The organism is Paraburkholderia sp. JHI2823 (assembly GCF_038900695.1).
In the GTDB taxonomy this organism is placed as follows: Bacteria; Pseudomonadota; Gammaproteobacteria; order Burkholderiales; family Burkholderiaceae; genus Paraburkholderia; species Paraburkholderia mimosarum.
Map to the genome: position 1 here is coordinate 18444 of NZ_JAYMRY010000001.1, position 26826 is coordinate 45269.

The window sequence follows — 26826 nt, forward strand, 5'->3', positions numbered from 1 at the left end:
CGGCATTCACGCGAGGCGACGCGACCTGCGCTTCGCTCAGCTACGCGCCTTCACGTACGGCCTGATCCATCCAAGCCCTGCGGACGTGCCCGCGCGCGGCCGGTATTCACAGCCGACCCAGCCGTCGTACCCGAGTTCGTCGATCAGCGAGAACAGATACGGGTAGTTCACTTCGCCGATATCCGGCTCGTGCCGCTCGGGCACGCCAGCGATCTGGATATGCCCGATGCCCTTCATGTCGCGCTTGAGCTTGACCGCAAGATCGCCTTCGACGATCTGGCAGTGGTACAGATCGAACTGCACCTTCAGGTTCGGCGCGCCGACCTCCACGCAGATCGCCTGCGCGTCGTCTTGCCGGTTCAGGAAGAAGCCAGGAATGTCGCGCGTGTTGATCGGCTCGATGACGACGGTGATCCCGTCCGCCTGGGCAGCCTTCGCTGCATACGCGAGGTTCCTCAGATATACGTCGCGATGCGCGGCTCGCGATTGCTCCGGCTTGATCAGCCCCGCCATCACGTGCATCTTGTCGTTGCCGAGCATACGCGCGTAGTCGAGCGCCGTGTCGATGCTGCGGCGAAACTCGTCTTCGCGTCCCGGCAACGACGCGATGCCGCGTTCGCCCGCCGCCCAGTCGCCCGGCGGCGCATTGAATAGCGCTTGCGTCAGGCCGTTTTCCGTCAACCGCGCCTTGATCTCGGCGGCCGGAAACTCATAGGGGAACAGAAACTCCACGGCCTCGAAACCATCGCGCGCCGCAGCGGCAAAACGGTCCAGAAACGCGTGTTCGTTGTACATCATGGTCAGATTGGCGGCGAAGCGTGGCATCGAAGCAACTCCTCAAACAAGCGTGTTTAGCGGTTCACGAGCCGCGCGGGCGTCAGCCAGACGGCGATCGCGCCGATCACGAGCATCGCGGCAAGCACGTACATGCCCGACTGCGTGCTGTGCGTGAGATCCTTGAGATAGCCGATCATATACGGACTCGCGAAGCCCGCCAGATTGCCGATCGAATTGATGATCGCGATTCCAGCGGCAGCCGTCGCGCCCGACATGAACGCGGTGGGCAGCGACCAGAAGAGCGGCGCGCAGGTCAAGACTCCCGCAGCCGCAATCGACAGGAACGCAATCGAGACAGCCGTGTTGTGCGCGAACGAAGCCGCAACCGTGAAGCCGACCGCGCCCGCAAGCGCCGGCCCGATCAGGTGCCAGCGGCGCTCGCGACGTTTGTCCGCGCTGTGGCCCATCACGTTCATCACGACAATAGCGACGAGAAACGGAATCGCGCTCAGCAGCCCGATTTCGAACGCGCCAGTCACGCCGGTCGACTTCACGAGCGTCGGCATCCAGAACGTGAGTCCGTATTGCCCCGTGACGAACGCGAAGTAGATCAGCGACATCCACCACGTACGCGGGTCGCGGAACACGGCACCCAGCGAATGCGATTTCGCGTTTTCCTGTGGCTGCGCGGCGATCTCGTCGGCGAGCAGTTGCTTTTCACGCGGCGTGAGCCATTTCGCGTGGGAGATGCCGTTGTCGAGATACAGGATCGTCACGATGCCGATGACGATGGCAGGCACCGCTTCGATGACGAACATCCATTGCCAGCCGGCGAAGCCGTGATGCGAATCGAAAGCCTGCATGATCCAGCCGGACAACGGATTGCCGAAAATGCCCGAAACGGGGATCGCGGACATGAACACCGCGATGATCTTCGCGCGACGATGCGAAGGGAACCAGTACGTGAGGTACAGGATGACGCCCGGATAAAAACCCGCTTCGGCGAGACCGAGCAGGAAGCGCAGCGCATAGAACTGCATGGGTGTCCGAACGAATACGAACAACGCGGAGAGCAGGCCCCACGTGATCATGATCCGCGCGATCCAGATACGCGCGCCCAGCCGATGCATCAGAATATTGCTTGGCAGTTCGAAAAGAAAATAGCCAACAAAAAAAACACGCCCGCGCCGAGACCGAATACGGTCTCGCTGAACGCGAGGTCCTGCGACATCTGCAGCTTCGCAAAGCCCACGTTGACGCGGTCCAGATACGCAACCACGTAGCACAGCATCAGAAACGGCACGATGCGCCAGAAGACCTTGCTGTAAGTGCGTTCGATTTCGGCCGCGCCGGGCTGGCCGGCGGCATCGGCGGTTGAGGCCGGGCGAACGGATACCGCCTGATTGTTTGTCATGCGTTGTCTCCTTCGAGATGGCGCCGGTTGCCGACCATCCGTTTTCATGTCGGACGGTCCTCCGGCTTTTTTGCCTGAGGTGGTTGATACGGATGGCCCGCGCGGGTGCGCGCGAAGCCCGGTTTGCGCCAACGGTTACCAGCGCAGTTACCAGCGCGCGCCAAACACGGTGCGCAACTCTTCGATCGCGGTCTCTTCGAGCGGTGCGGGACGCGGGTCCGTCATCAGCCACAAGCGCGCCGTCTCCTCCAGCTCTTCGAGCACGTACGAAGCCTGTGACACCGAACGCTCCCATACCACGGGCCCGAGCCGCTCCAGCAGCACACCGCGCACGCTCTCGGCAAGCGCAGCGATCTGTTGCGCGACTTGCGGATCGCCGGGGCGCCGGTAACGAATCAGCGGAATGTGACCGACTTTCATCACGTAGTACGGCGTGATGGGCGGCAGCACGTCGGCATCGCTCCAGACGCCTGCGAGCGTCAGCGCGACGAGATGGGTCGAATGCGTGTGCACGATGCCGCGCGCTTCGCGGTTGCGCTCGTAGACGCCGCGATGCAGCGCAAGCGTTTTCGACGGCCGGCCGCCGGAAACCGCGTTGCCTTCGAAATCGACCTTCGCGATTTCCGCGGGATCGAGGCGGCCGAGGCAGGCATCCGTCGGTGTGATGAGCCACCCGTCGTCGAGCCGCGCGCTGATGTTGCCCGCGCTGCCAACGGTGTAACCGCGTGCGTACAAGCTCGCGCCCGTCACGCAGATTTCTTCGCGGACCCTCGCTTCGCTGCTCGTGTGAATGGCGGCGGTCACTGCGCGTCTCCGTCCAGCATGCGCAGCGCCTTCGCGAAGAAGTCGACGGCGCCGAAGTTGCCGGACTTGAGCGCGAGCGCGAGTGGGTCCGCGCCGATGGTCGCCGTGGCGGGCACCCCTGGATCGATCTGGCGGCCGATGCGCAGCATGTCGACACCGAGCGCCTGCACCACGGCGCCCGAGGTCTCGCCGCCCGCGACGACGAACTTGCGCACGCCGAGACCGCGCAGACCGCGCGCAATCGAAGCGAGCGTGCGTTCGACTAGTTCTCCGGCGTGCGCCACGCCGAGCTCGCGCTGCGTCGCCTTCACTTCGTCGGGCGATGCCGTCGCATATATCAGCACGGGCTGCGGCTCGGCACCATTCATGTGCTCGCGCGCGAAGGCCAGAGCGTTATCGATTACGGGCTCGCCGCGCGCCACCGCAAGCGGATCGATGCGGAACGCGGGACGCGTTTCGCGCCACGCGGCAACCTGGGCGTTCGTCGCTTTCGACGCACTGCCAGCCAGCACCGCCGACGCGCCGCCGATACGCGGCAGCTCGCCGGCATCGCCGGCGTCGTCGAGCAAACCGGCGCGGCGGAAATTCGCGGGCAGACCGAGCGCGACACCCGAGCCGCCCGTGATCAGTGGCAAGTCCGCGCAGGCTTCGCCGAGCGTGTAGAGATCGGCGTCGGAAACGGCATCGGCAATCGCCATGCGCACGCCGCCGGCCCGCAACGCGTCGATCGAGGCGCGCACGGCCCCCGCACCTTGCGCCACCGCGTCGTAGCGCACGAGGCCGACTTTCGAGCGCGTCTGCCGCTGGAGCACGCGCACGAGGTTGGCGTCCGTCATCGGCGTCAGCGGATGATGCTCCATGCCGGACTCGTTTAGCAGCGCGTCGCCGACGAAAAGGTGCCCGCGATAGATCGTGCGGCCGTTCTCCGGAAACGCGGGGCACGCGATCGTGAACGGCGCGCCGCCGCTGGGCGCGAGCGCGTCGAGCAGCGCGTCGGCGACGGGGCCGATGTTGCCCTGATCGGTCGAATCGAACGTCGAGCAGTACTTGAAGAAGAACTGGCGGCAGCCTTGCGCACGCAGCCATTCCAGCGCGGCGAGCGATTGCGCGACGGCGTCGGCTGCGTCGATCGTGCGCGACTTCAGCGCGACCACGAGCGCGTCGGCTTCGATGCGCGTGTCGGCCGCGGGCACGCCGATTGTCTGAACGGTGCGCATACCGCCGCGCACCAGCATGTTCGCGAGATCGGTCGCGCCCGTGAAATCGTCGGCGATGCAGCCGAGCAGCGGCTTGCTGCCAGAGGCGGTCGTGTTCGTCATGGGTTGCGCCCCTCCGCTTACCGCTTCGCGGGCACATCGATGCCCGGGAAAATCTTGATGACCGCCGAATCGTCTTCGCCGCCGTGGCCTGCCGTCGAGGCCATCATGAACATCTGATGCGCAGCCGCCGACAACGGCAGCGGAAACTTCGAGCGCCGCGCGGTATCGAGCACGAGGCCGAGGTCCTTGACGAAGATGTCGACCGCCGAGAGCGGCGTGTAGTCGCCATTGAGAATGTGCGGCACGCGGTTTTCGAACATCCACGAGTTGCCGGCGCTGTGCGTGATCACATCGTAGAGTGCGTCGGGATCGACGCCCTCGCGAAGGCCGAGCGCCATCGCCTCGGCGGCGGCGGCGATATGCACGCCCGCGAGCAGCTGGTTGATGATCTTCACCTTCGAGCCCGCGCCGTGCTGCTCGCCCAGCCGGTACACCTTGCCCGCCATCGCGGCCAGCACGTCTTCGCACGCGGCATACGCGGCAGCGGGCCCGGACGTCATCATCGTCATGTCGCCCGAGGCGGCGCGCGCCGCGCCCCCCGAAACCGGCGCATCGAGCAGATGCAGCCCGGCCGCTTCCACGCGGCGGCCGAGGTCGATTGCGAAGTCGGGCGCAACCGTTGCGCACGCAACCACGACACCGCCCGGCTTCATCGACTTGACCGCGCCCTGCTCGCCGAACAACACCGCTTCCGTTTGCGCTGCATTGACGACGAGCGTGACGACTACATCGCATTGCGCGCCGAGTTCGGCGGGATTCGCGCAAGCCTCGCCGCCATCGGCCACGAACTGATCCAGCACATCGCGGCGCACATCGCACGCGTGGACATTGAAACCGCCACGCAGCAGCGAACGCGCGACACCCATGCCCATCGCGCCCAGACCGATCACTCCGACATTTCTCGACATCACTTTTCCTCTACGAACCGTGCTTCAGACAGGACGCCGCGCAGCGCGCGAGCGAATGCGTCTCGCGAATCAGCAGATACCGGCTTCGGCCAAACGGCGCGCCGCGTTGTACATGTGCGTTTGCGCGGCATTGCGCGCGGCCATCGGGTCGCCTGCGCGGATGGCCGCGGCGATCGCCGCGTGCTCGTCGCGCACCTGGCGCGAGAAGTCTTCGCGCAGCGCCTCGTTGCGGCGCGTGACGACCATGCCCGCTTCGAGGTACTGATGGAGAAACGTCAGCGTCTTCAGGAAATACGGATTGCCCGTCACGGCGGCAATCGCGCGATGAAACGCGACGTCTTCGGCCACGCCGTCGCGGCCCTCGGCGACGGCTTCGTCGATCTTCTTGAGCGCGGCGTCGATGGCCATCATGTCCGCGTCGGTGCGGCGCATCGCGGCTTCCGCCGCGACTTCGGCTTCGATCGCGCGGCGCACCGCGAGTATCTGCAGCACCGAGCCGCCTTCCATCGCTTCCGCATAGTCGATGCGCAGCGGGCGGATCGCGCCGTGCGCGGACACGTACACGCCGCTGCCCTGACGCGGCTCGACCACGCCCTCGTTCTTCAGGCGGGAAATGGCCTCGCGGATCACCGTGCGGCTCACGCCGAACTCCTGGGCGAGGACGGCTTCCGTCGGCAGCTTGCCGCCGCGCGCGAAGGTGCCCTTGTCGATCTGGGCGAGCAGCTGTTGCGCGACGGTGTCGCTCAGCGCCCTCGATGGAATTTTTTCGAACATATCCAGAGACTCACCATGTGATATGGTCATCATACAAATTTCGCCGCATGAATGGACACCAGGGAGAACCCTCCGTCGGCGCCGTCATCTTTTGAGGACACGGGCCGTGCAATGGATTCCCTAACAATGTGGAGGCCGGCGGCTACGGCAGCCCTCTTGCTGGCATGCATTTACCGGCACGACCCTGAGCTACGCGAAAAAGGCAAGCGTGGCCAGCTTGTCGCACCACAGCCTACGCTGAAACAGCCGGATGCACGGGCACAATGAACTGAAAGACAGCCCCACGGGGTACGTTCGCACTGACCCACAAACGGCCGCCGTGTGCCTCGACGATCGAGTGGCAGATTGAAAGCCCCAAGCCCATCCCGCTACTTTTCGTCGTGTAGAACGGCTCGAACAGTCGGTCGACGTGCTCTGGAGCGATACCTGGCCCCGAATCGCGCACCGTCAGCCGGACACCCTCTGGTTCATCCATAGCACTATGGATCGTCAATTCCCGTGGTCCGTCTTCAACCGCACTCATCGCATCGATGGCATTGATAACAAGATTCATGATCACCTGCTGGAGTTGCACGCGATCTCCTCTGATGAGCGGCAACGTCTGTGCAAGCTGCAACTGAATAGCAACGCCTCTCGTGTTCGCTTCATTGTGCGTGAGCGCTATGACCTCGCGAATCGCCTCGTTGATTTGCACCATCTCCTCGCACGCCGGGGTCTTCGTGATAAGGCCATGTATGCGCTGTATGACCTCGCCTGCTCGCCGGGTGTCGTGCACGATACGGCCAAGTGCTTCGCGGGCCTTGTCCACATTGGGCGGGTCGAAATCGAGCCAACGCAGTCCGGCTGACGCATTGACAGCCGTCGCGGCGATCGGCTGCTTCATTTCGTGGCTGATCGAAGCCGCGAGTTGTCCAATGGACGAGACGCGGTTGGCATGCAGAAGCTCGAGTTGCATCTGGCGGGCTTGCGCTTCCACGCGTTTGCTCTCGGTCAGGTCGAGTACAAAGGCGATACTTTGGCTTCCGCGCTCTTCCAGTCTCGCAACGCCGATCAGCACGGGCACACGGCTGCCGTCCTTCCTGAAGTACTCCTTCTCGAAGGGGTGCAATGTACCCTTGACCTGAAGCTCCGGCATCCACTCCGTCCTGTCGCGCTCGAGCCACTCCGGTGGCGTGAGGTCAGTCCATCGCAGACCACCCGCCATCAGATCGTTTCTCTCGTAACCGACGATACGAAGAAACGCGTCATTGGCTTCGAGTATCCGGCCGTCGATATCCGCAATGAAGATGCCGACGATGTTGGCGTCGACAAGACGGCGGATCGTCGCTTCCCGTTGCGCGAGATCGCGGTACAAGTGGGCATTTTCGAGCGTCATTGCCGCTTGCGAAGCCAGTACCTTCAGGACCGCAATCCTCGCCGGAGTAAAAGCGCCTGCGGCGAGGCGGTTCTCCAGGTACAGCAGCGCAATCAGCCTTCCCTGTTTGACGAGCGGCAAGCAGAGGATCGACCGCGCGTGCTCGCGCGCGACGTATTCGTCGTTGGCGAACGCGCCGCGAGCCGACGCATCGTCGAGGATGACGCTCTCCTGGGTACGCGCGCAATATCGCAGCACCGATTCGGGCAACTGCACAGTATCGATCGGTGCGTCGCGAAGCGCGACGGTAACTGCGCTGCCGTCTGTGCGCGCCTGCGCTTCGATCCACAGCTCGGTCCCGCGCGGGAGCACCAGCAAGCCCCGTTGCGCACCCGCATGTTCCACCGCCGTTCGCATCAGCGCTTCGACCAGGTTTTCGAGCACAATTTCGCCCGATACGATCTGCGAGACGCGGAGCACGGTAGCGAGATCCAACTGCTCGATCGGCGTTCCGCCTGTGGCCGTCTGACGCGAATCGACCGCATGAGGCTCCAGATTCGGGTAGCGCTGTTCGAGCTGTCGCGCTTTACCATCGGCTCCCCAACGCAGATAAGCGTCATGGGCGTCCTGCAGGTAGACGCGGGCGACCTTCGCGAAACCACGCGTCGAATAAAAGCGCGCAGCAAGTTCGTTGGCAAGCGCCTCGTTGTGTACGAAGCCGTTGGCCTCGGCGGAGCGTATGGCCCGCTCATAAAGCGTTTGAGCATCGAGCGCGCGACCCTCGATCCTGGCGATCTCCGCCCCCACCAGCGCAGCGCGGTTCTCGAAGTTCTCCGGACAAATATCCGCCCACATCTCGAGTTGTCTTTGATGGTCGGCGAGCGCGTCCAGATGAGCCCGCCGCTCATCAGCCGTGGCGGTATCGAAAGCAGCCGCGCGACACAATGCGCCGTAGAAGCAGTATTCGGCCGTCTCGAAGCTGGGCGACGACCACAGCAGCCGTCGCGCCCGCAATGCCGCATCGATCGCTGCACCATAGTCGCCCGCGAAGAACCGCGCTTGCAACTTGCGGACCCAATACCAGCATTCGGCAATCGCCGTGTCCGCTTTTTCCGTGAAGCCGCGCTCGATCCTATCCTCGTCGAAGTCCACATCGTCGAGTCTGCCAAATGTCGGCGTGAGCCCTCTTAGCGTTCGCACGAGACCAAGCTGGACGCTGATGCCATCAACGAAGGCACCGCATTGCATCTTCTGCGCAAATGCGAGACCCCGCTCGATTTCGCGTTGCACCTGTTCGAGCGGATCGCCGGCGGCAAGCAGGCCCGTATTGAGGTGGCTGCAACTGTAGACCGCGCCAGTCAGATCCCCGCTTTCGTTGGCCGCCTCGAACGCACGACGCACCAGTTCGCGTCCGGCGCGGACATGTCGTGTCCACGGCAGCACGACGCTGCCGAAGGCGATATACGTCGCGGCCTGGAAGCGCTTTAATCCGCGCTGCTCGACCAGCTGGCAGCCGAGCAAGCCGAAGCGATATCCGCTTGCGTAGTCGCCGAAGCGCGGCCCGGCGATCACGCCGAGCAACGCATAGGCGAAAGGAGACCCGTCCGCGTTGCCGCGTTCGAGACTCAGATTGACGAAGCGGCATATGACGAGGCAACCCAGGTTCGGGCTCGTATAAAAAGCAGGCACCGCGAGTTTCGCGAGAACTTCGGCAGTCGCAAGCGAAGCGGGGTCGCTCATCAGCGGCAAATCAACCAGTGCCTCTAGCGGGCGGTCTGCAAGGGTGGACCAGATCCGTTGATATTCCTCGCGCGCTTCCTGTTCAGTCGGCTCGAGCGACCACGCTATGCCCATACGCCGCAGGCATTCGAGCCCGACGGCGACCGCGCGGCCGCTCTGATCGCGGGTCACGTGCAGGTCGATGCGCAGACACGCGACTCGCGCTGCTTCCGTCGCGTTTTCCGTGCGCGCCGCCAGTACGGCCGGACGTTCGTCCGCAGCAGCCAGCGCGCCAGTCAGAAATGCGCATTCGGCGCGGTGCAACTCCAGCGCGAAGATGAGGTCCCTCTGGCGACGCCAGGCATCGTCGCCCAGGAGCGCAACGCCGGCTGCGAGATACTGAAGCGCGGAGGCGTAGGCGCTGGATGCCTTCGCGCGCTTCGCGGCGATCAGATTGAATTCGGCAAGCTGATCGCGCTCTGCGCGTGACTGGATCAGCGCAATCGCGCGATTGAGCTGGTTGACGATCTCGAAGATCATCTCGTCGCGCTTGTCGGCCGGCTCCGCCAGCAGTCGGCCGATTCGAAGGTGGAAAGCGTCCCGCCGGGCTGCGGGGATCAGCGAATACGCGGCTTCCTGAACGCGATCGTGGCTGAACCGGTAGCCGCTCGCACTACGCTCGATCAGTTCCAGCCGCAAGGCAGGCCAAAGCGCCCCATGAACCTGCTCGTCCGACGTCCCGAGGACAAGTGAGAGCGTCGCGGTCTCCGCGCTGTTGCCAAGGCACGCGAGCTGCTGCAACGCCTTCTGTGTCAGCTGCGGCAGGCGGGTGAGCTTCGCGACCATGAGGTCGACGACGTTATCGGTATATCCCCCCGTGGCATGGATATCCTCGAGATCCCAGCACCAGCGGGCAGCAGCGTGATCGAAAACGAGCAGCCCCGCGTCAGCGAGCGACGACAGGAACTGTATGGCAAAGAACGGATTGCCGCCCGTCTTCTGGTGGATCAGCTCCGCGAGCGGTGCGGCGTACGCGGGCTCGCAGCATAGCGCGTCCGCGAGTAAGTCCCGTAGATGCGCTTGCCCGAGCGGTGCAACCGCAATCCGGGCCACTTTGCCACCGTTATCCGCGATCGCCTTGAGCGTACGCATCAGCGGATGGTCAGCGATGACTTCGTTATCGCGGTAGGCACCGATCAACATGAGGTGCTGAAGATCGGACCGGGTCAGCAGGACTTCGAGCATATCCAGCGTGGCCGCGTCGAGCCATTGCAAGTCGTCGAGAAAGAGCGCCAGCGGATGCTCCGCTTGCGCAAATACGCCGATGAAGCGCTCGAACACCCGTTGAAAACGCCGCTGCGCGTCCTGTGGCGCAAGCGCGGGAACCGGCGGCGGTTCACCGATGATGAGCTTGAGCTCGGGAACGAGGTCGACGATCAGCTGTGCGTTCGGGCCGAGCGCCTCGGCAAACGCGTGGCGCCAGCCGGATAGCTCGGCTTCGCGCTTGCCGAGGAGCGTCCGCACGAGGCTCTGGAACGCCTGGGCGAGCGTCGCATAGGGAATGTCGCGCTTGTACTGGTCGAACTTGCCGGCAGCGAAGAGTCCGTGCTGTGGCACGAGCACCCTGTGCAGTTCGTTGACGACCGACGACTTGCCAACGCCTGCATAGCCAGAGATGAGCACCAGCTCGGGCACACCGTTCTTGACGATGCGATCGAACGATCTGAGCAAAGTCTCGACCTCATGGTCCCGACCGTAGAGCTTTTCCGGAATGAGCAGTCGATCGGGCGTGTCCTCTTGCCCGAGCGCGAAGTCGTCGATGTCGCCGGCGGCCTCCCAGTCGGCAAGGCAGCGCCGCAGATCGCGCTCCACGCCGCCCGCGGTCTGGTAGCGCTCCTCGGCGGTTTTCGCCATCAGCTTCATGATGATGGCGGACACCACTACGGGCACACCCGGGCACGTCTCGCTGGGCGGCACCGGCTTGCGCGCGATGTGGCAGTGCACCCACTCCATCGGGTCCGCGGCGGTGAACGGCAGCGAACCGGTGAACATCTGGTAGAGCGTAACGCCGAGCGCATAAAGATCGCTGCGGGCGTCGATTGAACGGTTCATGCGCCCGGTCTGTTCGGGTGCCATGTAGGCAAGGGTACCGGCAAGCGCCTCGGGCGGCTCGGGGGCCTGTCGCTCGCGCCGCAGCTGCGAGGCGATGCCGAAGCCGGTTAGCCGCGGCTGTCCGTCGGTGCAGTTGACGAGGACATGCGCCGGCGTGAGGTTCTTATGGACGAGGCCGCGCTGGTGAAGCTTGCCCAGCGCAGCGGCAATGCCAACGGCGATGCGCAGAGCAGCGCCCACCGCCATTGGTGCGCCGATTAGCCGATCAAGCGGCTCACCACCCGGATCCTCGAGTACCAGCAGCGCCTCACCGCCGTCACGGAGCAGTTGCAGCGGCCGAACCGCCCACGCGCCATCGAGTTCGTCTTTCAGTTCGAATTCGTGGGCCAGGTGGTCGAGCCTGGCAGCCAAGGGCTGCACGGTGGCGGACCGCGCAATCAGCAGCAACTCGTCGCCGCTGCCGGCAGGCCGTCGCACGCGGCTGACGACGCGCTCGCCGTCCGCCCACGCGACGTGGAAACCGTCGCGCATCTCGCCGTATTCATGTATAGCCATTTGCCGCCCCCGCCGTCTCTTAAGCATACACCCGACGACTTGTGATGACGGTGGCCGACTTTTGACGCGAAGTATTGCCCGTCCGTTGCTCGAGAATTAGCAGGCGTTAGGCGTTCAATGCGACCCGCGCATTTTCATCGACCGCGACGTTGACCGCATCGAAACAATGCTGTGATGCGATTCACGGGTTGATGCGTCAGGCGTCCGGCCCCGCACCCGCATGATCAGTTGTGGCAACTGGGTGGAAATTGCAGAGCGCAAGCACATAGCGAAAGCGCTGCATTGGTCTGAGGAAAAATTTTTTGATCTGGGCTTTCCACCCGCAAAGGTCTTCCAATAATTGAATGATCCGGGCGCAGAACCTCAGTGCAACGTCCCGAACATGACGTCAGCGCATTCGGAGGGCGTCAAGCCCCAACGGAAATAGTTTTCAAGACGGACTGCGGTGAAGTTGTCCATGACATACATGGGCTGAATGTAGCCAACCGCAACAGAATGGCGATACCAGGATTCGATCCAGTTGTGCAGTTCGGCTACGTTCATCGAGTGATCGGCAGTTTCACATTCAGCGATGCTTTCCAACATTTGGCTATCCTCACTAAAAAGACAACGCAATTCATGGACTTATTCTGAAAGCGCGTCGATGCTTCGTTTCATCGACATGAACTGCCGGCTTTCCATCGGCAATCGCGGCGCAGTCGCCTCTACGATCGCGCCGCAGATTCACCAGAAGCCCGCGCGCCCAAAGTGGACGTCGCGAAAAATGGATCCCATAGAGACCGCTCGTCTCGAACGGAGCGCTCGATTGCACCGGCCATGCGACAAGATTAGTCCCGCCAGATTGATAATTCCATTCTACGAACGGGCAGCGCCTCCGCTACCTGGGCATCGAACGCCTATACGCGGGTATAGGGCGCGGGCAGTTCGTGTGGGACACGCACGCACGTCGCAGCGGTCGAATTTGCACCTTGCCCGCCAGTCATGGCCAATCCGTCATACCGGCGTATAGCGCACTATCCACTCCGGAAAGCATAGCCAGTCGCCCAGCACGCCTTTGCTGATCGCGGGGTGCCCCCGCACGAAACCGGCTTGTGGCGCTTCGCGCCCGTACCAGCCGTACGCTTTCTTCACCTCGCTGGCAATGCGAATCATACGAACGTATAGAGCCGGCTAGCAACGGTAGGCGAAGGTCGAAACGCTAGCAGAATGGATTCGATACCGATCCCGCTCCTATTCTGGCAATCATGGACGGTGATGCTTCGACGCCAGATTGATGGCGTCGTGACAAGTGTCCGTCTCCGTCTAACAGGAGCCAATGCGTCGCAAGCTCGCCGTTTACGGCGGCAAGCAATCCGTGAGTCGCGGCGCGCAGGTGTTCCCGTCAAGTACGTCGGTGAAAAGGTTGAACCATGTTCAGCAAGTGCACACGTCATGGCGATCTGGCCCAATCCGGGCTCGATGCCCGCAGCGGCCCGGAGCCACTTGGGTTCGCGGTCACCATGTCGGCACTCGTCGTCTGTTGGTGGGAGCTGATAGAGATAGCACTCGACTTCACATCGATAGACGCCGACACGCTCGCCACGACGATAGGCACTCGATTGATCGTGGTGGTGTGCGGGCTCGCGGTCGTACTCGAATCCCGGATCGCACGCTCGGTTTTATGTTTTCTTTGCGCGATCAGCGCGCTTGCGATCGCCCCAGCGCTCGCAGCAGTGCACCTTACTGAACCGCTGCTGCAACCAGCGGTCGCTTTCATCGACTGCGTAACGAAACTCCTTTTTCTGGCCTGCACCCTCGTCTCTTCCAAAGGCGGCCGCAGTCCAGCAGAGCGAATATCAGTCCCGGGTTCTCACCGGCCGTAGTGTCGCCGCGCATCCCGAAGCGGAAAACATCACACACCAACCTTCATTTCGAGCTAACTGACATGTCCAACAGACTGCACAACTGGATCTACATCGGCGCCAACGCATACGACGAATATACGTTCGTCCCATGGCTCAACCGCAACATGTACCGCAGAACAGTCGACCTCCGCCATGTTTGCATCCAGTAACTGTTTTCTCCTGGCTGCCTGAGCTTCATGGCCTGACGTGGAATGCACTGATCGTCGTAGCGAGCAGGCCTCCTTCTCGTTGGGGCTTCGTTGCGAAATCACCGCCCTCCGTTCAAGCACGCCCTGTATGGAGTGCCCCAATTGACACCACACTTCATTCCGGTCGTTTTCCTGGGCGCATCGGCGGCGATTACATGGTCGCTTGCGGCTGTGCGCATCGCCAACAGTCTCGCGCCGGCACTCGTCAGCGTGCTCGCGTGGCCGGAACGGGAGCGCACAAAGCTTGCGGCTGCAACCTGCATTGCGATCGACGCTGTGTCGTCTTACCTCCAGGCGATGCAGCGCGATCTTTCGCTCGGCATCTGCGTCAGCCCCGAGCTAGTGACGAGCGCACGGCGCGATGCCTGCCGAGCGATAGACGAACTCGATTCTCTCGCCTCGGCAATGCGAGACGAAACGCCATCGTGCGAACAGCGCGTTGCCGCGGCCAACGTAATCGTTCGGCATTTGCGGCGGCTCGTCGACACCGTCTCGCCGCTGGAGCACCTGGCGGCTGGCACCTCGCATCCGGACCGTTGCCGACTCGCGGCCATCAACGCGAAGTGCATCGCCCTGCTTCGAGGCGCGCAGGTCGCACGCGACGAGAGCGGCGACGGCGCGATCCTGCCTGCCGCTCACACGCCGCCGGCATTCTTTGTGCAGGTGATCGCCCAGAAGGCCACCGAAAGCGCTGCCGCGGTGGGTGCCGTTCGCGCCACGATCTCATAGCGGTACGACTGCTAGCGGATGGAAGTCGCTCTGTCCCTGTGGCACGGAGCAGCCCGTGCCTGTCCACGGACTCCGCGAGCCGCGAAAACGGCCGCCCACGCGATTCGATGCTTTGCCAGCGGACCAGGAATCAACGCCGCCGCCGTACCACGTGTGGCAAACTTGCTGGGCGTGAGCTGCCCGGCCGCGGGGTCCTTGCCCCGACAGATGCGATCACGTCCTCACAAGGGCAGCAGGCAGCAGGGGAATCAGCATGAGGAACTTGCTTTCATTGTGCGCATGGGCAATTGCCTGTGCATGCCTGTCGTCGGCCTGCATGGCGCATGGGCAGCCGGAGCCGGTTTCGGAAGCCGCGAACGACGCCGGCGAGGTCTCTCTTGCAGTGGCACGGCAGGTCGCCGGCGCCGCCGCGCAACCCACCCTGCCCTGGAACGGGCCGCGCACCGGGCCGCACGCACAATCGGGCAAATACATCGCTATAGACGCCGAGGATTTGCGCAACGGCGGCATCCTCGGCGTCGTTGACGGTGTGCTCGAGGCGGCCAGGGTAATTGGCTGGACCGCAAAGACATTCGATTCGGAGGGGCAATCCGGGTTGCGGCTCAAGACCCTTGCGAACGCGCTTGCAAGTCGCCCTGACGGTCTCATTGTCGTGGGCGGCGACGCGCAGGCGCTGCTGCCAGGATTACAGCCATTCGCCGAGCGAAGCATCCCTGTCGTTGGCTGGCATGTTGCGGCCCAGGCAGGACGGGTAGACGGTACGCCGGTGGCGATGAATGTGTCGACGGATCCACGCGAGGTTGCGCGCGTGACCGCGCTCGCGGCGATCGCGCAGTCCGGCGGGCATCCCGGAGTCGTCATTTTCACCGACTCTAATTTCCGGGTTGCGCAAGACAAAGCCAATGCGATGGCCGCTGTCGTGCGGGCCTGCAAAACGTGCGCCTTGCTGGAAGTTCGCGACGTCCCGATTTCGCGCAGCGAGCAATTGATGCCGGCCGTAACGCGCGAGTTGCTCGCGCGTTACGGAAAGCGTTGGACTTGCGCACTGGCTATCAATGACATCTACTTCGACTACGCGGTCCCGGCGCTGACCCAGGCCGGCGTGCCGACCAGCGCCATGATCATGCTCTCGGCAGGCGACGGCAGTGACTCAGCGTTCCTGCGCATCCGGACTGGCACCTTTCAGACAGGAACGGTCGCCGAGCCCCTGTCTCTCCAGGGCTGGCAGCTTGTTGACGAGATGAACAGGCTGCTCGCGGGAGAACACGTATCGGGTTACGTGTTTCCGGTGCATCTCGTGACGGCTGCCAACGTCACCAGGGACGGCGGTGAGCGTCTCCTTTACGACCCCGCGAACGGCTATCGCGAGATCTATCGCCGCATTTGGCAACGGCCATGAAACGCCTGCTGCCCCAATCGCTCACGGCGCAATTCGCGCTGGTGGTCTCGTGCCTGGCTGCACTGGTAATCGCAGTCGGAGCCACGACCGTCTACTCGTTGACCTATTCCGCCGATGCGGTTCGCGGACTCGCCGGCGTGAAACTGCAGCGCGGAGAGGACACGCAAGCTCTGGTGCAGCGCACGCTGGCGATCGAAAGAATGGCGCTGCAGTTGTCCAACGCACGCACCGTTGACACGCTGCGAGAAACGCATCGGCATATCCTCGCGCAGCTAGAAGTCTTTGACAGCCTGGTGGACCGCCTCACCTCGTCTACGGCGAGCAACGATGTCAGTGTCGATGCGCTCGCGCTGCATCGAGCGAGCCAGCGTTTCCGAAATACAGTGAACATCGAGGCCCAGATGCGTGAGACGACGCTTGTCACGGCGGACGCGCCGGGAGCCTCTGCGCAGGCCGCTGCAACCGTGGCAGACCTCGATGAAGAGGTGCAACGCCAGGCGGACGCTCTGTCCGCCGCAGCGCGCCAGGTGGCGGACGATTTCACGCTCGACTACCGCAGAACGGTCGAAAACCTGGCGAAAGCCTCCAGGCGCCTGCGCGCGTGGGTCGTTGGAGAGGTCGCTGTCAGCCTGGTGCTCACCTGGTTGATCGTGCAGGGTTTTCTTGGTCGCCACATCGTGGCACGGCTGCGCCAGGTCAGCCACTATCTGCGAAATGGCGATCGCGACGGCGACGACAATGCACAAGCCCGTGTGCCCGTCGAGGGCGGCGATGAGATTGCCGACATGGCGCGCGCAGTCGAGCAGTTCCTCGAAGATCGCCGGGAGCGCAGACGGGCCGAGGACGCGCTCAAGCGACTCAACGCCGAACTCGAGGCGCGCGTCGCGCAGCGCACGGCCGAATTGGCGGCGGCTCTCGCGGGACAAACCGCGGAGATTGCCGAACGTCAACGTGCCGAAGCAGCCGCACGCGCCAGCGAGCACTTTCTGGACAGCATCATCGAGAACATACCGGTTTTACTGTTCGTCAAGGAAGCCGGGTCGCTGCGCTTCTTGCGGGTCAACCGGGCCACGGAGGAACTGCTTGGCTACCGGCGAGAGGAGCTGATCGGGAAATCCGTCCACGACCTGTTCCCAGCGCAACAGGCCGAATTCTTCGCGCAGATGGATCGTGCCGTGCTGGAGTCACGGCAACTCGTGGACATACCGGAAGAGACGGTTCAGACCCGTGATGGCCCACGCCTCTTGCATACCATGAAGATCCCGATCCTCGATGCGCGCGGCAAGCCACAGTTCCTGATCGGCATCTCGCGCGATATCACGGAGCAAAAGCGCGCGGAAGCCGAATTGCGTGAGAGCGAACGGCGGTACCGTGAAGCCCAGATGGCGCTGGTACGCGCAAACCGGATCACGACGATTGGGCAGCTTGCAGCCTCGATGAGCCACGAAATCAAGCAACCGGTCGCGGCAATCGTGACCAATGTGCAGACCGGGCTGATCTGGCTGGATTCTGTGCCGCCTAATCTGCCGAAGGTTCAAGAAGCGTTCGCTCGCATTTTGAAAGACGCTGAGCGAACAGCAGAAGTTCTGAACCGGATTCATGGCATCGTCGAAAGCAATCCGCCTTCCAGAGAGAGTTTGCAGATCAACGAGGTCATTGGCGAGGTGATTGCGCTGATGCGGGCTCAGGTTGCCGAGAGCGGCGTTTCGGTGCGGATGCAGCTTGCAGATGATTTGCCAACCATTGAAGGCGATCGCATCGGATTGCAACAGGTGATGCTGAATCTCGTCGTCAATGCCGTCGAAGCGATGAGCGGGCTCGGCGACGAGCGGCGCGAATTGATCGTCAATACCCGTCGCGACGAGTCCGGTGACATTCTTGTCTGCATCCGCGATTCCGGTCCAGGCCTCGCGCCAGATCACATCGACCGCATCTTCCAGCCTTTCTACACGTCGAAAGCCGGGGGAATGGGCATGGGATTATCGATTTGTCAGTCGATCATGGAAGCGCACGGCGGACGCTTGTGGGCAAGCGCCAATGCGCCACGCGGCGCCGTGTTCGAGTTCATGCTGCCGTGCACACAGAATAGGATAACGAATTAACCGGATGTCGGTTCCCCGGCGGAAGGATCGTCGCCGCGCTGCAGCATGCAGGCGATTCCACGCCCGGTCTTGTTCCGCTGGCCAACGCGCGTTCGTTGAACGGTTTATCGCGCTATATAATTTCGATGACGCGACGGGTCTTCCGCGTCGCGGTGCGTGCATTCATCCGAACAATTGCGAATGGACCGGTTTCGTTTCCGCAACTGGCAGACGGCAATTACGATGCTCGTATTGGCGTCGCTCATTTTCGTCGCCGATACCGTCACGGTCCCCGAAATCGCCGTAGCCACGCTGTATGTGCTCGTCGTGCTGCTGTCAGCAAGATCCGGATCGACCCGGGCGGTACTGTGGGTGGGCGCCGGATGCATCGCGCTTTCCGCGATCAGCTGGATCCTCACGCAACCGGGCGGTCCGGCCATCGAGGGGATCATCAACGAATCCATCAGCATCATCACGATTGCGCTGGTGACGCTCCTCATGTTTCGCAATGTGCGGACCGAGCAGAAGCATCGATATCAGGCAAGCCTGCTGGATCTGACCCGCGATGCCTTCATTACCTGGGACATGAACGGGAAGGTGCTCTACTGGAACAGTGGCGCGCAAGCGCTGTACGGCTTCGACCGCCAGGCAGTCCTGGGCAAGGTCGTGCACACGGTGCTCAACACCGAATTCGCCATACCCCTCGAACAGATGATCGACCGGCTGCTTCAGCACGATAGCTGGGAAGGCCAGTTCGTCCGACGTCGGGCCGACGGCGCCATTTGCATCGTAAGCGCCCGCCTGACGCTGCAGCGCGATGCGGCCGGCCGCCCTTCGATGGTTCTGGAAACGAACAACGACATTACCGAGCGCGTGCGCCTGGAAGATGCGCTCGAGCAGGCGCGCTCCGACCTCTTCCGGATGAACCGCGTACTCGTCCTTGGCGAGATGACAGCGTCCATCGCGCACGAGATCAAACAGCCGATTGCCGCGATGATGACCAGCGCCACCGCGGCGCTGAACTGGCTCGGTCACGATCCGCCGGCCACGCACAAGGCGGCGCAGGCCGTTGCGCGGATCGTCAACGATGGCAACCGCGCGGTCGAGGTGCTCGCTCGTGTACGCTCGCTCGTCAAGAAGGCGCCGCCGCGCCTGGAGCGCTGGAATTTGAACGAGGCGGCAAAAGAAGTGACCGCGCTAACTCAGGCCGATATCGCGCGTAACCGCATCCGGCTCATTGAGGAAATCGAAGATGTCCCCGTTTTTATCGACGGCGATCGCGTCCAGGTCCAGCAGGTACTCATCAACCTGATCGTGAACGGCATCGATGCAATGCGCGACGTTGACGATAGACGCCGCGAACTGACGGTCGCCACAGGCGTCGATCCCGAAGGGCATGCGTTCGTCGAGGTGCGCGACACGGGTGCCGGCATACAAGGCGGAGAATCCGCACGCCTGTTCGAATCGTTTTATACGACGAAACCGGAAGGGATGGGCATGGGCCTCGCGATCTGCAAGTCCATTGCTCAGGCGCACGGCGGACGCATCGACGTGGGGCCGAACGCGCCGCGCGGGGCCGTGTTTCGGCTGACCGTGCCGATTGAACGACATGAATGCACATCGGCTGTGCCAGAGCCGTGATGGCTCCGCGGTAAGGGCAGAGCCCGCGCAAAACTGCATTCGCACATTTGCCCCTGCCCTGGTTATCGGCGTGCCATACTAAAGCGCCTCTTGCTCGAACAGGCCACGACGCGCGTGCGACAGGCACGCCAGATAGCGCAGACCTCGCCCGGGCCTACCAAGGGACTTTCCATGGTTACCGATCGGCATGTTCCGTCCAGCGCAAGCGGAATTCGTAGCTCGACCGTTTTCGTCGTCGACGATGAGGAGTCCATCCGTCTCGCGTTGCGCGACCTGCTGGAGTCGGTCGGGTATTGCGTCGAAACGTTCGGCTCCGTCCGGGAATTCCTCGATTTCCGCAAACCCGGCGGGCCCAGTTGTCTTGTACTCGACGTAAGGCTGAAGGGGGAAAGCGGATTGGCATTCCAGCAGGCGATGGCGCGCGACGGACTCCACATGCCGGTGCTTTTCATGACCGGTCATGGCGACATGGAAATGTCGGTGCGAGCAATGAGAGCTGGCGCATTCCATTTCTTCCCGAAGCCGTTTCGCGACCAGGACATGCTTGATGCGATTTCCGAGGCCCTCTCGAAGGACGCGCGACGCCTCGAAACTGAGCAAGGCCTCACGGCGCTACGCGCAGCCTACGACTCGCTAACGCCTCGCGAACGAGACATCCTGGCGCTGGTCGTTCGCGGCCTGCTGAACAAACAGATCGCCGCACAGCTCAACGTAAGCGAAATCACCGTGAAAATACATCGGGGGCAGTTGATGAAAAAAATGAATGCGCATTCGCTTGCGGATCTCGTGCTCAAAGCCGCTGCGCTCGATATCGGCCCGAAGCCTGGGGAGCCGCATACCTGAGGTGTCTGTTCTGTAGATGCCCAAGGCATTCCGGATTCCGGATCAAACCCCGATGTTCTCGAGTTCGCGCTTAAGAACCGTGGCGTCCACCGGTTTATCGAGGAGCGCGACTGCCGCGCTTGCCTGCACCCGCAACCTTAAGGCGTCACTCGGGAATGCGCTGACGAAGATCGTTGGTGGCGCTGTGCCCAGCGCCACGAGTCGATCGAGCAACTCCAGGCCGCTCATGCCGGGCATGCGGATATCGGAAATCAGAACGCCGTCCTCGGTGCGCAAGCGGGAAGTGCGCGCGGCCAGGTACTCATCCGGCGCAGCGAAAACCTGCGTCGGATAGCCGAGCGATTGCACCAGACTCTCCATTGCGAGGCGCGAGGATTCGTCGTCGTCTACGATCCACACGGTCCCCGGAGCCCGGCCCGCGGGCGAAGCGCCAGTTTGACGGCTTGAGGGCATGAGTTCTCTGCCGAAGTACCCGTCAATCCAATCTATCTGGCCCCGAGCGGCTTGTCCATCATACGGACGTATGTCGCACTATCCCTTCCGGAACGCCGTTGAGCGAGGCGCCTGGCATGGCATTGCGGCTCGCCTCGTACCATCGACGCCATTTCAGATCACCTGAGACCGTTCGTCACTGAAACGACACTTGCCCACTTTTCGTCCATTCCCGGAATCCGCGGTCATGACTAGCGGAAACTACGAGTGCGAGCAGCGGCGTTCAAAGGCATTGCGCATCCGGCCCATGATCACGGCACTGACAATCAGGGTTAAATACAGCGTGACGAGATCGTGACGCAAAGCGTTGAGGGCAGCTTGATGGACCGCGAGCGTCGCATCGACAGGCGGAAGCACGCGGCTCATTCCCTCCACGGCTCGCATCATCCGGATAAAGCCCGCAGCGGACAACAGCGGCAACGAGACAACGAGCGCCAGCAGCACGGGCTTCAGGCGACGGGCCCACGCATAGTGGCGCAACCTGAACCACAGTCCGAGGCACCCGTGTATCCAGCCGGGTGCAAGCAGCGCAAGTTGCAGACCCTGCGTACCGCTCGTGAGCAGCACGACAATGACGCGCTCGTAGTCAGGCTCGAAGCCGTAGAGCGACGACGCGAGCCGGGTCGTCACCGCATGGCGGATGAGCAGCAGTGGCAGGCTGAGCCCTGCCCAGAGGCGGATCCATTCGGCGGGCGGCAATGCCCAGTGGCGCCGCCCGTATAGCGTATGCAACGCCAACGCAAAATGCAGAGAGGCAGCGCCATACAGCGCGATCGTTCCAGGCACGCTGCGCCACAGCCGCAGCGCGAGTACGAGTCCACGGCCGGCCAGGTCGAGTGACCAGATCCCGAGCGCGTGATTGACCAGATGAAGAAACAGCCAGGTCAGCATCACCAGGCCGGACCCGAGTTGTAACCGGCGCAGAATGGATTGCCACCGGATTCTCACTTCGCTGGTTGGGCGAGCGTCTCCCCGGAAGCCTCTCACTTCAGCCTCCAGCGCGTGATGCGCGACATGCGGCGAGCAGGTAACGCCACGGCACGCGCGGTTCCCGCAGGTTTGCTGATGCGCCCGCGTATCCGGACCGACGCGCTCGCCGCCGCCGGCCGGTGGGGGGCGCTGTCATTCCCGTACGCCTGGCGAAGAAGAAGCGAGTCGGCGAATCGCTGTAACGCCAATATCGAACCGCATACGCTTTGGTATTCCTCATGGCCAATCCGGCCATCGAGGATAACCGTCAATCCCGAAGCACGGGCCATGCCGATGATGTCCATTTCGTTTGCTCCATTGCATGTTCCACACATGCAATACCGGGAACAAACGCCGTTTATTTCACAATTCGACGCTACCCGTGAAGGCCCTTGCGCGGTGAAGGCTGGACTGCGAAGTCACGTGCCCGATCGACCGCCCGCTCCATGATCGACGCGCGGCGGGAGGTTACTGAACGTCGCAAGCCATATTCAACGCGATCGCTTTGCGCCGGGCGGCCACATGTCAATGTCCCGTCGAGCATGGGCTCGCGCGCGGCGCCCAACGTCTCGCTGTTCGTAGCCAGCAAGATCGCCAGGGCGCGGACATCGCATCCTTACGGATCAGTGCCAGAGTAGCGCGATCAGGATGATGATGGGGATCGGTACACCCAGCAGGTAGAGAAGAATCGAGCGCATAGCTGTCTCCAGACCGGTTCGGTAAAGGTAGGTGCCCCGCTGCGTCAGAATTCACGCATGCGGCCGCCGATCGTCGCCATGAGGCTGGCGGCGAACGCGCCCAAGAGCAGGGAAACAAAAAGCCACAACGTGACGTGTATGGTTGCCTTGCGCGCCTCATCCGCAGCCGCGCGCGCCGCGTTGGTTGCCTGGCCGGCTTTCTCCTGCAGCCGCGACCACGTGGTCAAGACCCGGGCGCGAGCGTCGGTTGGCGCAAGTCCTGTCCTTCGGGCGACGAGTCTGGCGACATAGTCACTATCGTCCGGTGCCAGTGCTCCGGTGCCTGAGAGACTGTTGAGAAAGATTCGCGCGATCTCCTGCTTCTGCTCGACCCTCGCGAACGCCGCTCCGGCACTCTGATCATCTGGCAGACTGGCTCCAGCCGGCGGACGCAGCATTCCGTCGATCAGATACCCTATCGGCCAGGTCCGGTAAGCAGCAAGCCCATCCCCACGCGAGAGCGAGCCAAAGCCCAGCGCGGTCGGCACGCCCGCTTGCGCCGCCTCTCCCGCCGCCACGTCTCTCGCCCCTTCTCGCACAACGCCGGTAACGGCAGATGCAACGACTACGGCAGACAGAAGTGTGGCGAGCGCCCAGGCGATAAAGCCGTGGGCGGTGTCCCGGAAATGCGTTTCGTCGACGCTGACGTCGGGCCAGTGACGACGCAGACGGCCAGCCAGATAGCCCCCGAGTCCAGCGGACATCACTTGAGTCACGCAGATCCAGATGATGGCCGCAAACCCAAAAGTTTTCGCATGCGCACCGCTTCCAGGCCACGGCGAGAGCGACGAAAGTCCGAGGCCGGTGCCGAGCGTGAGCAGAATGAGAGAAAAGGCCGCGATGGCCACCGCGCCGGCGAAGATCGCAGCCCATGAAACTGCGCCTTGCCCGCGCGCGTACGGCGGTTGGGTGCCACGCGCCGTCGCGAAATCCGTGTGCAGATGATCCGTCTCTTCCATGACGCCTCCTCTCCAGGTCGAGTGCCCGTGCCGGACATGCACCAGGCGCGGCCACACCGGGACAGCAGAAAGCGTGCCGCGTCCACCGAGCCGCAAACGCAGCGAAGACGACCGGGAAACAATCGAATTGGACGTGGGCCGATAGAAACACATGGCCGGCCGCTGCCATCAGCGAGCGCGCAACGGCTGCACGCCTGGAGGTGTTCACGCACACATCATTCGTACGCGGCGTCAACTGGATCTATCTGCCGTCGGGCGTCAGACTGCTCAGCACGTTGCTGGTTGGTGTCGATGGGTTCCTTGGTCTGCTGCTTGCCGGACTACTCGTGGACTTTCTCTACTGGTTTCCCCACGATCCGGTTCGGGCGACCGCGGGAGCGATCCTTGGGTCACTGGCGCCGTATCTCGTCTACCGGCTTGCGCTGGAATACTATGACCTGCGTGCAACGCTGACCAATCTCACGCCGAAGCGGCTCCTCATCCTTGCGGTTGCTTATTCGGTAGCAAATCCGCTGTTCCATCATTTATGGTTTGCGCTGACCGGTGCGACGAAGGAATGGTTCGAGAGCTTTTTCAGTATGTTCGTGGGTGACCTGACGGGCACGCTGATCTTGCTGTACACGATGAAGGGAATTTTGGCCCTGTTGCCGAAACAACGGAGTAGTTCACGTATGTCGAACGGCATGTTCAACATCCAGCTGGCGCTAAACAGGGCATATGACAATCAGTCAGCACGCCTCGAAACATAATTTTTCGCCACTATGATATGCCGTGACCTCGGACCGTTCATGCAAGCGGCAGTGGCCATCGATTTACCTGCACGGCGATGAAGTCAAGCGCGCGCGCCAGATCGGCCACGCTCTCATGGCGCGCAAGTGACCTCGACCGGGCGGCCCATCCGCTTCGAAGTCCGAACGGTTGACACGCCAGTTCCTGCTTTCTTGACTACACTCCTCTTCAGCCAGGCCCGCGAAAGCTCACCGTGCGGGTCCGGTGCAGCGTCAATCTCATCGACCACGTTATGCGCCGTGACGCAAATCGTCGCGACGCGCGGCATCCAAAGGAACATTGCGCATGCGCATCGAACGGATTCGCACGGCATTGCTGGGGCTCTTCGTCGCCGTGCTGACGAGCGTGAGCCACGCGCAATACACGAGCGACTGGCTCGCAAACACGTTCGGCACGCTTTCTGCGCATGTCGGCAACGGCGCGCGATCGATGTGGGTCGCGCCGGAAGGCGTCATCTACACATCGTCGCGCTGGGACGAACAGGCGGGCGGCATAGCGATCTATCGGAACGGCGCGACGCTCGGCACCATCGGCACGCATGATGAATTTCAGGGCGGCGCGATCACCGGCAACGCGACGTCGATCTTCGTTGCGCTCGGGTATAACCGGACGTTCGGCAGCGGCTCGGTGGGCCGCTATAGCCGCAGCACGAACGCACGCGATCTTCGCATCGCCGTGAGCACGTGGACCGGGCTCCCCAACGCGGATGTGATCACTGGACTCGCGACGGCCGGCACGCTGCTCTACGCCAGCGACTTTTACGGCAACCGTGTGCGCGTCTATACGACCGAAGGCGTCTGGCACCGCGACATCGCCGTGACGCAGCCCGGCGCGCTAGCGATCGACAGCGCGGGCAACCTGTGGGTCGCGCGCAAGAACGCGGGCGTCGTGGTCCAGTTCAGCCCCGCTGGCGCTCCACTGAGCACGATCCAGATGGCGGTGCTCGCGCGCCCCTCGGCGCTCGACTTCGACGCGTCGACGAACCAGTTGCTGGTTGGCGACGAAGGGCCCGACATGAACATCAAGATTTACACGCTGGCCGGCGTGCCGGCGCAGGTCGGAACGTTCGGCGTGCAACATGGCTATCTGGACACCACGACGGGCATCAAGGGGCAAGTCGGCGACAAGCGCTTCACGCGCGTCGCGGGCATCGGCAAGGATACGGCCGGCAATCTGTACGTGCTCAACAATGCGTGGGGCGGCGACTGGGACCTCGGGCGCAACGGCAGCACCGACATTCACGCATACAGCCCAACGGGGACGCTGCAATGGACCTTGCAGGCGCTCAATTTCGAGGCCGTCGCCGCGCCGGATCCGGCGACCGACGGTGCCTATTTCTACAGCGGCAACGCCGTCTATACGGGCATTGCAGGCGGCATTTTCGTTGCGAACACAATCGATCCGTTCACCTGGCCCGCCGATGCGCGCCTGAACATGAACGACTATCAACGCGGCCAGCATTTCGCGCAGCTCGTGCTCGTGGGCGGCAACCGTATTCTCGTCGCGTCCGGACAGAACCCCGACACCTTCAACCTCTACCACTTCAATGCGTCGAGCGGCTACGTCGCCATTCCGGACGGCTCGATTCCGGGCAAGCCGTTCAACACGAATCTCAAGGTAACGGCTGGCTTCGCGATCGACGGCCACGGCGACATATGGGCCGGGCTCGATCGCACCAACCACATTTACCACTATCCCCTCGCGGGCTTCGACGCGAACGGCAAGCCGTCATGGGGCGCGGCCACGGCGATCCCGATCCCGCGCGCCGTACTGCCGCTCACGAGGATCATCTATCAGTCGGACAGCGACACGATGATCCTCGCGCAGGGCATTTCGGATAGTTGGGATTGGACGGCGATGAACGGACACATCGCCGTCTACCACGGCTGGCAGGCCGGCAATACGGAAGCGCCCAACCCTGTGATCGACCTCACGGCCGCGAACCCGAAATCGATTGCGGCGGCCGGACATTATCTGTTCGTCGGCTACGTGCATACGGTGCCGAACATCGACGTATTCGATCTCGACACAGGCCGTCTGGTCACGACCTTGACCAACTCGAACGCACCGGCGATGGACGTCGGCAACGACGTGGATTCGATGTACGGGATTCGCGCGTACCTGCGATCGAGCGGCGAATACGTAATTACGAAAGACAACTACAACGGAACAAGCGTCGTCGTTTACCGATGGCGTCCGTGACACAACGACCGGAACGAGCGCGAACGACCGTCGCCATGACGGCTCGATCAGCGCCTGGATGCGTTCCGCCTGCCGTGGATCGACCGCGGTTGCAGACGATCATGTGCAGATCCCCCCGGCCATCGACGGAAAATGCCGACTGGCTCGAGCGCTTGCG

At 62.9% G+C, this 26826-nt stretch carries 21 protein-coding genes and 1 pseudogene; 9 read left to right on the forward strand and 13 right to left on the reverse strand.

What is annotated here, in order from left to right; translation table 11 throughout:
• Window positions 1-36: 36 nt before the first annotated feature.
• From otnI to VSR34_RS00125, 9 genes and pseudogenes are all read right to left on the reverse strand, one after another.
• Window positions 37-825: a 2-oxo-tetronate isomerase gene (gene otnI / locus VSR34_RS00085; protein ID WP_028213440.1), complete on the reverse strand. Its 789-nt coding sequence runs from the start codon at window positions 823-825 to the stop codon at window positions 37-39.
• A gap of 26 nt (window positions 826-851) precedes the next feature.
• A pseudogene (locus VSR34_RS00090) lies at window positions 852-2191 on the reverse strand (MFS transporter).
• 147 nt (window positions 2192-2338) lie between these two features.
• Complete coding sequence (locus tag VSR34_RS00095) at window positions 2339-2995, reverse strand: aldolase (RefSeq protein WP_028232355.1); 657 nt, start codon at window positions 2993-2995, stop codon at window positions 2339-2341.
• Window positions 2992-4314, reverse strand: a complete 1323-nt coding sequence (gene otnK / locus VSR34_RS00100; RefSeq protein WP_028213443.1) for a 3-oxo-tetronate kinase — start codon at window positions 4312-4314, stop codon at window positions 2992-2994. The genes VSR34_RS00095 and otnK overlap by 4 nt, the downstream gene beginning before the upstream one ends.
• A gap of 17 nt (window positions 4315-4331) precedes the next feature.
• Window positions 4332-5222, reverse strand: a complete 891-nt coding sequence (gene ltnD, locus VSR34_RS00105) for an L-threonate dehydrogenase (protein ID WP_028213444.1) — start codon at window positions 5220-5222, stop codon at window positions 4332-4334.
• A 69-nt stretch (window positions 5223-5291) separates the two neighbouring features.
• Window positions 5292-5996, reverse strand: coding sequence for a FadR/GntR family transcriptional regulator (locus VSR34_RS00110; protein ID WP_028213445.1), 705 nt, complete (start codon window positions 5994-5996; stop codon window positions 5292-5294).
• Between the two features lie 232 nt (window positions 5997-6228).
• Entirely contained in the window at window positions 6229-11736 is a 5508-nt protein-coding gene (locus VSR34_RS00115) for an AAA family ATPase (RefSeq protein ID WP_342961559.1), read from the reverse strand.
• Between the two features lie 363 nt (window positions 11737-12099).
• Entirely contained in the window at window positions 12100-12321 is a 222-nt protein-coding gene (locus VSR34_RS00120; RefSeq protein ID WP_051381555.1) for a hypothetical protein, read from the reverse strand.
• A gap of 408 nt (window positions 12322-12729) precedes the next feature.
• Window positions 12730-12888: a hypothetical protein gene (locus VSR34_RS00125; protein WP_154671427.1), complete on the reverse strand. Its 159-nt coding sequence runs from the start codon at window positions 12886-12888 to the stop codon at window positions 12730-12732.
• A gap of 257 nt (window positions 12889-13145) precedes the next feature.
• Here VSR34_RS00125 and VSR34_RS00130 point away from each other — a divergent pair, with 257 nt between their 5' ends.
• From VSR34_RS00130 to VSR34_RS00160, 7 genes are all read left to right on the forward strand, one after another.
• Entirely contained in the window at window positions 13146-13598 is a 453-nt protein-coding gene (locus VSR34_RS00130) for a hypothetical protein (protein WP_342961560.1), read from the forward strand.
• Window positions 13599-13660: 62 nt separating this feature from the next.
• A complete protein-coding gene (locus VSR34_RS00135) occupies window positions 13661-13789 on the forward strand; it encodes a hypothetical protein (protein ID WP_255217825.1) in 129 nt (42 codons plus the stop codon).
• 141 nt (window positions 13790-13930) lie between these two features.
• Window positions 13931-14557 carry a hypothetical protein gene (locus VSR34_RS00140; protein ID WP_028213448.1) on the forward strand — a complete coding sequence of 209 codons (627 nt, stop codon included), beginning with the start codon at window positions 13931-13933 and terminating at the stop codon, window positions 14555-14557.
• Window positions 14558-14810: 253 nt separating this feature from the next.
• Entirely contained in the window at window positions 14811-15956 is a 1146-nt protein-coding gene (locus VSR34_RS00145) for a substrate-binding domain-containing protein (RefSeq protein ID WP_342961561.1), read from the forward strand.
• Window positions 15953-18058 (forward strand): ATP-binding protein, encoded by a 2106-nt coding sequence (locus tag VSR34_RS00150; protein WP_028213450.1) that lies wholly within the window; start codon window positions 15953-15955, stop codon window positions 18056-18058. Before VSR34_RS00145 ends, VSR34_RS00150 begins: the two co-directional genes overlap by 4 nt.
• A gap of 180 nt (window positions 18059-18238) precedes the next feature.
• A complete protein-coding gene (locus VSR34_RS00155; protein WP_042291191.1) occupies window positions 18239-19678 on the forward strand; it encodes an ATP-binding protein in 1440 nt (479 codons plus the stop codon).
• A gap of 171 nt (window positions 19679-19849) precedes the next feature.
• Window positions 19850-20521: a response regulator gene (locus VSR34_RS00160; protein WP_028213451.1), complete on the forward strand. Its 672-nt coding sequence runs from the start codon at window positions 19850-19852 to the stop codon at window positions 20519-20521.
• A gap of 42 nt (window positions 20522-20563) precedes the next feature.
• Here VSR34_RS00160 and VSR34_RS00165 read toward each other — a convergent pair whose 3' ends face one another.
• The 4 genes from VSR34_RS00165 to VSR34_RS00180 form a co-directional block, all read right to left on the reverse strand.
• On the reverse strand, window positions 20564-20974 hold the full coding sequence (locus VSR34_RS00165; protein WP_042291193.1) for a response regulator: 411 nt from the start codon (window positions 20972-20974) through the stop codon (window positions 20564-20566).
• 240 nt (window positions 20975-21214) lie between these two features.
• A complete protein-coding gene (locus tag VSR34_RS00170) occupies window positions 21215-21961 on the reverse strand; it encodes a hypothetical protein (protein WP_028232534.1) in 747 nt (248 codons plus the stop codon).
• 35 nt (window positions 21962-21996) lie between these two features.
• Complete coding sequence (locus tag VSR34_RS00175) at window positions 21997-22287, reverse strand: hypothetical protein (RefSeq protein WP_036019931.1); 291 nt, start codon at window positions 22285-22287, stop codon at window positions 21997-21999.
• Between the two features lie 437 nt (window positions 22288-22724).
• A complete protein-coding gene (locus VSR34_RS00180) occupies window positions 22725-23678 on the reverse strand; it encodes a hypothetical protein (RefSeq protein ID WP_342961562.1) in 954 nt (317 codons plus the stop codon).
• Window positions 23679-23878: 200 nt separating this feature from the next.
• On the opposite strand from VSR34_RS00180, the gene VSR34_RS00185 reads away from it, so the two are divergent.
• Complete coding sequence (locus tag VSR34_RS00185) at window positions 23879-24427, forward strand: hypothetical protein (protein WP_342961563.1); 549 nt, start codon at window positions 23879-23881, stop codon at window positions 24425-24427.
• A gap of 325 nt (window positions 24428-24752) precedes the next feature.
• Window positions 24753-26669: a hypothetical protein gene (locus tag VSR34_RS00190; RefSeq protein ID WP_028213454.1), complete on the forward strand. Its 1917-nt coding sequence runs from the start codon at window positions 24753-24755 to the stop codon at window positions 26667-26669.
• Window positions 26670-26826 lie beyond the last annotated feature (157 nt).